The sequence below is a fragment of the Acidovorax sp. SUPP3434 genome, assembly GCF_030159015.1.
Lineage (GTDB): Bacteria > Pseudomonadota > Gammaproteobacteria > Burkholderiales > Burkholderiaceae_C > Paracidovorax.
Map to the genome: position 1 here is coordinate 54,227 of NZ_BQXL01000024.1, position 8,230 is coordinate 62,456.

Annotated in this window: 2 protein-coding genes; both read left to right on the forward strand. The window is 66.4% G+C overall.

The genetic code is table 11. The annotated features are described in order from the left end of the window. The gene (locus AVKW3434_RS22850; protein ID WP_284407651.1) at positions 1–6,528 is read left to right on the forward strand and encodes a non-ribosomal peptide synthetase; all 6,528 of its coding nucleotides are present in this window, start codon (positions 1–3) and stop codon (positions 6,526–6,528) included. Next, a partial coding sequence (locus AVKW3434_RS22855; protein WP_284407652.1) for a condensation domain-containing protein occupies positions 6,528–8,230 on the forward strand: 1,703 nt, incomplete at its 3' end. The genes AVKW3434_RS22850 and AVKW3434_RS22855, both read left to right, overlap by 1 nt.

The window sequence follows — 8,230 nt, forward strand, 5'->3', positions numbered from 1 at the left end:
ATGACAGCACCGCAAGATATACAGTCCCTGCGCGCCCGGCTCAGCCCCGAGCAGCGCGCCCAACTCGATGCCCGCCTGCGCGGCGGTGGTCGCGCAGCGCCACGTGGTGGTCAGGACATTCCGCGCCGGGACCCGGCCACCCCCGCACTGCTTTCCCATGCGCAACGCAGCCTTTGGTTGACCTGGCAGCTTGCGCCCGAGAGCCCGGCCTACAACCTGGCAGGCAGTCTGGAAATGGACGGCCCCCTCAACGCGTCGGCGCTGAGCGCAGCGCTGGGTGACCTGGTGGCGCGGCATGACATCCTGCGCACGCTGATCACGATCGGTGGCGACGGTCAGGCGCTGCAGGCCGTGCAGCCGCAGGCGGGTGTGCCGCTGCAACTGCCAGTGGTCGATCTGCGCGAGCAGGCCAGGATCGAAGACGCGTTGGCAGACGCGTTGGCCGACTTCGCGCAGACGCCCTTTGCCCTTGACCGGGAGGTACCATTGCGCGCCTGCCTGTACCGCCTGGGCGAACAGCACCATGTGCTGGCGCTGTCCATGCACCATATTGCGGCGGATGGGTGGTCGTTGCGCATTCTCGTGGACGAGCTTTTGCAGTGCTACGCCGCCAGGCTCGGCGCCCGTCCGCATGCGCTTGCGCCGCTGCCCATACAGTTCACCGACTACGCGGCCTGGGAACGCCAGCGCCTGGACGGCGGTGAGCGCGAACGACAACTGCGTTACTGGCGCGATCGCCTGGGCAGCGCGCATGAGCCGCTGGAACTGCCCCTGAGCCATGTACGCGGCGCGGTAACGGATGCGGCCGAGGGTCGCCACCGTTTCGTCTGGCCCATTGAATTGTCCGATGCGGTGCGTGCCATGGCGCGAGCGCGTGGTGCCTCGCTGTTCATGGTGATGACGGCCTTGCTCGACCTGTTGCTGTACCGCCTGAGCGGCCAGCGCCGCATCCGCGTGGGGACGCCCATCGCCAACCGGGGCAAGGCCGAGACCCATGGGCTGATCGGTTATCTGCTCAACCTCCAAGTGGTGCAGGTCGATGTCGCGCCACAGATGGGCTTTGGCGAGCTGCTGGAGCAGGTGCGGCATGCTGTGCTCGACGCGCAGCAACATGCCGACCTGCCGTTTGACATGTTGGTCGAGGCGCTTGCGCCGGAGCGCCAGCCGGGTGTGCATCCGTTGTTTCAGGTCAAGTGCACGCAACAGGACGCGATGGAGCGCGAGCGCAGCGTCGCCGGGTTGCACGTGCGCATGCAGGCCATGACCGCAGGCCATGCGCACTTCGATCTGAGCCTGGATTTCACAGATCGGGCCGAAGGCATCGAAAGCGTTTTCATCTACGACACGGGCCTGTTTGATGCGCAGCGGATTGCGGTCTTTGCGGAAGGCCTGACCCGTTGTGCGCAGCAGGTGGTGATGGCGCCCGACAGGGCATTGGCGGCCCTTGCGCTGACTGACCCGGCCGAGGGCCTGCAGATGGTTGCCGTGCCGCAGCCCGCAAGTCCGCAGGCCACGACGGTGCTTTCCCTGTGGGATGCCGCCGTGGCCAGCCAGGGCCAGGGCTTGGCGGTGCGTGCCGAATCGCGCACTGCATCGTTCGGGCACTTGGACAAGGCGGCAAACCAGCTTGCGGCGCGGCTGCGCACGCAAGGTCTGGGTCCGGAAACCCGCGTCGGGGTGCTGGCACCGCGCTCGCCGGAAATGGTGCTGGGTATGCTGGCCGTACTCAAGGCCGGCTGCGTCCATGTGCCGCTGGACCCCGAGCTGCCGGCCGACCGGCTGGCCTATCAGCTGCACGACAGCGGCGCCCGCCTGGTGCTGGCCCTGCAGCCTCCTTCATGGCAACCGGGGATCCCGGTATGGCCGCTGGCGCTTTCTGAACCTGCAGACCTCGATGCCGATGCGCTGGAGACCGCCACCCTTCACCGGGACCAGGCCGCTTACCTCATCTACACCTCGGGCTCCACGGGCCAGCCCAAGGGGGTCGTGATCACCCATGGCGCGCTGGCCAACTATGTGCAGGGTGTGCTGGCCCGGCTGGACCTGCCGGTCGATGCGTCCAGCATGGCCATGGTGTCGACGGTGGCTGCAGACCTGGGGCATACGGTGCTTTTCGGCGCGCTGTGCTCTGGGCGTCTGCTGCACCTCATGTCCCCTGAGCGCGCTTTCGATCCAGACGCCTTTGCGGACTACATGCACACGCACCAGGTCGATGTGCTGAAGATCGTGCCCAGCCATTTGCAGGCCCTGCTGAGCGCTGCCCGGCCTGAGCAGGTCCTGCCGCGCCATCGCCTGGTGCTGGGCGGTGAGGCCACGGGCTGGCCTTTGTACGCACAGATCGCCGCCCTGAGCCCCCTTACCAGAGTGCTCAACCACTATGGCCCGACGGAAACCACGGTCGGGGTGCTGACCCAGGAGGCCGATGCAGCCGTCCGTGAGGCAGGCACGGTGCCGTTGGGCCTGCCGCTGCGCAACAGCTGCGCCCATGTGCTGGACGAATGGCTGAGCCCCGTGCCGCAGGGCCTTGCCGGCGAGCTGTACCTGGGTGGGGCAGGTTTGGCACGTGGCTACGAAGGCAGGCCTGGCCAGACCTGTGAGCGCTTCGTGGCGGACCCCTGGTGCGCGGGCCAGCGCCTGTATCGCACCGGGGACCGCGTGCGGCAACTCAAGGATGGCAGCATCGAATTCCTGGGTCGGAACGACGACCAGATCAAGCTGCACGGCTACCGCGTCGAGCTCAGTGAAGTGGCCCAGGCGTTGCGAAAGCTGCCCGGTGTCGCGAGTGCCGAAGCCATTGTGCGCGAGGCCGAAAACGGGCAGCAACGCTTGCTGGCCTACGTCGTCGCGCAGGAACGGCAGGTGATCGATGTGGCCGCGCTGCGCGAGTCCCTGGCGCGCACCCTGCCGCCCTACATGCTGCCAGCGGCCATCGTGGTGTTGCCGCGGCTGCCATTGACCATGAATGGCAAGGTCGATCGCCATGCCCTGCCGGAGCCAGAGACGGCCGAGTGCGGCGGCCATGAGGCGCCGGTGGGGCCGACCGAGCAAACGCTGGCAGCGGTCTGGTCGGAGGTGCTGGGGCGCGAGCCCGTCAGCCGCAGGGACAACTTCTTCGAGATCGGCGGAGACTCCATCCTGGCCCTCAAGGTGGTGGCCAAGGCGCGAAAGCACGGGCTCAAGCTGGTGCCCAAGCAATTGTTCGAGCAGGTCAGCCTGCAGCAATTGGCCGAGATGCTGCAGGCACCTCCAGTGGCAGGACAGTCCACGGTGGCCTGTCCGGTGCAGGACCAGGACCAAGCGATCCCTGTGCTGGCCCCGGAACTGCGCAACAAGCCGCTCGTGCCGTCGCACGCCCAACTGCGCCAGTGGTTCCTCTGGCAACTGGACCCTCACAGCAGTGCCTACCATATCGCAGGCGCTCTGAAGCTGGCCGGTGAGCTGGACCTGGACGCCCTGCGCATGAGCTTCGATGAACTGGTGGCACGCCACGAATCACTGCGCACGGTGTTCAGCGCAGACGAGCAGGGTCAGGTGTGGCAGCAGGTCCAGGCGCCTGCCGAGTTGCCTGGGGCCGCGATGCCATTGATTGATTTCTCGGCCCTGCCCGAGGACCAGCGTGATGCTGCCGTGCAGCGGCAGGCGCTCGACACCATCGCCACGCCTTTCAATCTGTCCCGTGGGCCGCTATTGCGGCTGGCGCTGATCCGCGCGGCACAGCACATGCATGTGCTGGTGGTGGTCATGCACCACATCGTCTCGGACGGCTGGTCCATGCAGATCATTGTCGAAGAGTTCGCGCAGCGTTACCGAGCGCGCCTTGCGGGGCAGCGCCTGACCCTGCCGGCGCTGCGCCTGCAGTATGCGGACTACGCGGCATGGCACAAGGGATGGCTGGAAGCCGGCGAAGGGCCGCGGCAGTTGGCGTACTGGAGGGATAGGCTGGGCAACGAGCACCCTGTCATGCAATTGCCCGCCAGCAGGCCACGCCGAGCCGATGGCCGCTACCGGGCAGCTCAGCACGCCATCACGCTGTCCGCAGACCGGGTGCGAGGCCTGCAGCGCAGAGCACAGGCCCAGGGCATGAGCCTGTTCATGGTGCTGCTCGCAGGGTTTCAGGCGCTGCTTCACCGCTACACGGGCTTGCAGGACATCCGTGTGGGCGTGCCCACCGCCAATCGGCACAGGGCGGAGAGCCAGGGCATCGTGGGTTTTTTCGTCAATACGCAGGTGATGCGGGGACAGCTGCATGGCCAGTTGACGCTGTCCGAATTGCTGGCGCAGGCCCGGGATGCCGTGGCGCAGGCCCAGGCGCACCAGGACCTTCCCTTCGAACAGCTGGTGGAGGCGCTGCATCCGCAGCGCAGCCTGAGCGTCAGTCCCCTGTTCCAGGTGATGTTCAACCACCAGAGAAAAGGCCACCAGGTGCTGGAGCAGCTTCCCGGGCTGCGGTTCGAGGGCTATCTGGACATCGAAAGATCGACCATCTTCGAGTTCATGCTGGACACGGTCGAGTGGGAGGATGGCCGCCTCAGCGCGCAGTTCAGCTATGCGCAGGAGCTGTTCGATGCGCCGATGGTCGAACGCCTGGCGGGCAGCTTTGACCAGATCTTGGCGGCGTTGGTGGAAACGCCTGGAGCGCGGCTGTCCGAGATCGGCATCCTCGGTGCCACCGAAATCCGCAAGCTCGATGCGTGGAGCCGGGCAGGCGAGCACGGCGCCGGCCCTGCCTCTCTCGTGGAGATGATCGAGAACCAGGTAGAGCTGCAGCCGCAGGCGGTCGCCATCGAATGCGCGGGGCAAAGCCTCAGCTACGGCGAGCTGAACCTTCGTGCCAACCGATTGGCCCATCTGTTGCTGGAAAGGGGCATCGGCCCTGAGCGTCGCGTGGCCGTGGCGCTGGAGCGCGGCGTCGATTCGGTGGTGGCTTTGCTGGCCATCCTCAAGGCGGGCGCCGCCTATGTGCCGCTGGACCTGGAGTACCCGGCCGACAGAATCGCCGTCATGCTCGAAGACAGCCGGGCCGATGCCTTCATCCATCACGCGGATGCGGGGGCTGCTCTGTCGGGTGTCTTCGGCGGGCTGGTCGCCATCGACCTTCGCCGCGTGGCATGGGAGCATCTGTCGGGAAGCAATCCGACCGTTGCGCTGAATGCGGATGGCCTGCTGTACATCCTGTTCACATCCGGCTCCACCGGGCGGCCCAAGGGCATTGCGATGCGGCAAGGCGTGCTCTCGCAATTGGCCGCATGGCAGATCGACCGCATGCCGGGGGCCGCGCGCACGCTGATGTTCGCCTCGCCCTGCTTCGATGTGGGCTACCAGGAGGTCGTCGTGGCCCTGTGCTCAGGCGCTACCCTGGTCCAAACGGACGCCGCCCAGAGAAGGGATTTTTTCTTGCTGTTGGCCTTGATGGAGGAGCGGGCGGTGGAGCGCGTGTACCTGCCCTATGCCGTGCTCCAACTGTTGGCCGAAGCGGCGCTGCGCCTGGACAGAAACCTGCCAGCGCTTCGGCAGATCATCACGGCCGGCGAGCAACTGAAACTGACCGAGGAACTGAGGGCCTGGCTTCAGCGGATGCCCCGGTGCCGGCTGGTCAACCAATACGGCCCCACGGAAACCCACGTGGTCAGCAGCTTCGATGTGGATGCCGGCGATGGCCGGACGCTGCCTCCTATCGGATCGCCCGCCTCGACGGCCATTCTGCGCGTGCTGGATACCGCGCTGCAGCCGGTGTCGCCGGGCGTGGTCGGCGAGCTGTACCTGGGCGGTGCACTCGCCAGAGGCTATGTGGGCCGACCTGCGCTCACGGCGCAGCGCTTTGTGGCGGACCCCCTGGGCCCCCATGCTGGCCGTCTGTACCGGACGGGGGACCTGGCGCGATGGGATGAGTACGGGCAACTCGAATACCTGGGGCGGGTCGATCACCAGGTGAAGATTCGAGGCTTTCGCGTGGAGGTCGGCGAGGTGGAGGTGGCCCTGCTGGCGCTGGAGCCGGTGCGAGAGGCTGTCGTTGTGGCCCAGGAACTGGCAGGCACCAGCCGGCTCGTGGCCTATGTCGTTGGGCAGCCTGGCGCTGCGGTAGACACTGGCGCGCTGCGTGAAGGCCTGCGGCTTTCCCTGCCCGACTACATGCTGCCTTCGGCCTTTGTCGAACTGCAGGCGTTACCCCTGAATGCCAATGGCAAGGTGGACAGGGTCAGGCTGCCCGATCCCGCTGGGGGATCGTCGCGTGCCCATGAAGAGCCGTCTGGCGATACAGAGCAAGGGCTGGCGCGGATCTGGCGCGAGGTGCTGTCGGTGGAGCGCGTGGGTCGCGGCGACAACTTCTTCGAACTGGGCGGCCATTCTCTGCTTGCGGCGCAGATGGTGGCGCGCGTTCAAAGCGCCATGCAGACCGGCCTTGCCGTCAAGGACGTGTTCGAAGCCCCTGAGCTGTCCGCCATGGCCGCTCGCATTGCCACCTCAGGCGATCAGCGCGCAAAGTTGCGCGAGATGGCCTCGTTTGTCGACAGTCTGGAGAACGTTTGATGGGCCTCGATCATGTGCGGTATGTCGCGGAAAGATTCGCAGGGCTCTCGGATGAAAAGCGCCGCCTCGTCTACCAGCAACTCAAGGCGCAGGGGCTGTCTATCGGCCAATTTCCCGTCCTGCCACGCGACGCGAAGGCCTCTGGCGAATGCGCAGCCTCGGCGGCCCAGGCGCGGCAGTGGTTTCTGTGGGAGCTTGATCCCCGCAGCACGGCCTACCACCTGGCGGGTGTGATGCGGCTGCGTGGTGAATTCGATGTCGAGGCGGCAAGAGCAGCGCTCTCCTGTGTGGTGCAGCGCCATGAATCGCTGCGCACGGTGTTCAGGATGGGAGAGCAGGGCCAACTCCAGCAGCTCATCCGCGAACATGCCGAAGTCGATTTCAGCTGTTTGGACTTAAGCGAGCCTGGCCAGGCAGACACGCAGCAAGCGGAAATGCAGCGCATCTGCAGCCAGCCGTTCGACCTGGCCCGGGGACCGCTGTTGCGGGCCGTGGTGCTTCGGCTTTCGCCCCAGGAGCATCTATTCGTGGTGGTCATGCACCACATCGTTGCCGATGGCTGGTCGTTGCAGATCGTGGTGAACGAGTTCGCGCAGCATTACCGAGCCGTGGTTCTGGGCGAGGCCGTGGCCCTGGCGCCGCTGGCGGTGCAGTATGCCGACCATGCGTTGTGGCAGAAAAGCTGGCTCGACGCGGGTGAGGCAGACAGGCAACTGCTGTACTGGCAGCAGCAGTTGGGCGACGAGCACCCGGTTCTTGAGCTGCCGGCAGACCAGCAACGGAGCAGCGACGGGCGATACCAGGCAGCGCGCCATGGTCTGGCCCTGTCGGCCGACCTGGTGAAACGGCTGCGCTCGCTGGCCGACCGGCATGGCGCCAGCCTGTTCATGGTGCTACTGGCGGGATTCCAGGCATTGCTGCACCGGCATACCGGCGGAGAGGACATCCGCGTGGGGGTGCCCGTCGCCAACCGGCATCGCGTGGAGACCGAAGGACTTGTCGGCTTCTTCGTCAATACCCAGGTGCTGCGCGCCAGGCTGCACGAGTCCATGCCATTCGGGCAACTGCTGGACCAGGTCCGCCAGGCGGCGCTGGAGGCGCAAGACCATCAGGACCTGCCTTTCGAGCGGCTGGTGGAAGCCCTGCAGCCCGAGCGCAGCCTGGGTAGCAGCCCGCTGTTCCAGGTCATGTTCAACCACCTGCGCGAGGACTACCGGGCGCTGCAGCAACTGCCGGGCCTGGACGCCGAGCTCTGCGACGCTGCCGACAAGGCTGCGCAGTTCGAGTGGATGCTGGAGACCACGGAGCGGCCCGACGGCAGCGTGCATGCAAGGTTCAGCTATGCGCGCGAGTTGTTCGAGCCCTCGCGCATCGCCCGGCTTGCGGACCAGTGGGTCCATATGCTGTCGGTGTTCGCAGACCGGCCGGACTGTTGCGTGGGGTCCGCCGATTTGCTGCCCGCAGCGGAAACGGCACAGTTGCACGCGTTGGCCCGAACCACACACAAGCAAACGCAAGGTCACTCTCCCTTGCACCGTCTTGTGGAGCGGCAGGCAATCAACCAGCCTGGCGCCATTGCGTTGCGTTGCGAGGATCAGACCCTGACCTATGGCGAGCTCAATGCGAGAGCCAACCGAGTGGCCCACCGCCTGATGGCGCTGGGGGTGGTGCCGGAGACCCGGGTGGGCATTGCCATGCAGCG

Excerpts from the sequence above, each read along its gene's own strand:
- AVKW3434_RS22850 (WP_284407651.1), top strand. The coding sequence starts at position 1 with ATGACAGCACCGCAAGATATACAGTCCCTGCGCGCCCGGCTCAGCCCC.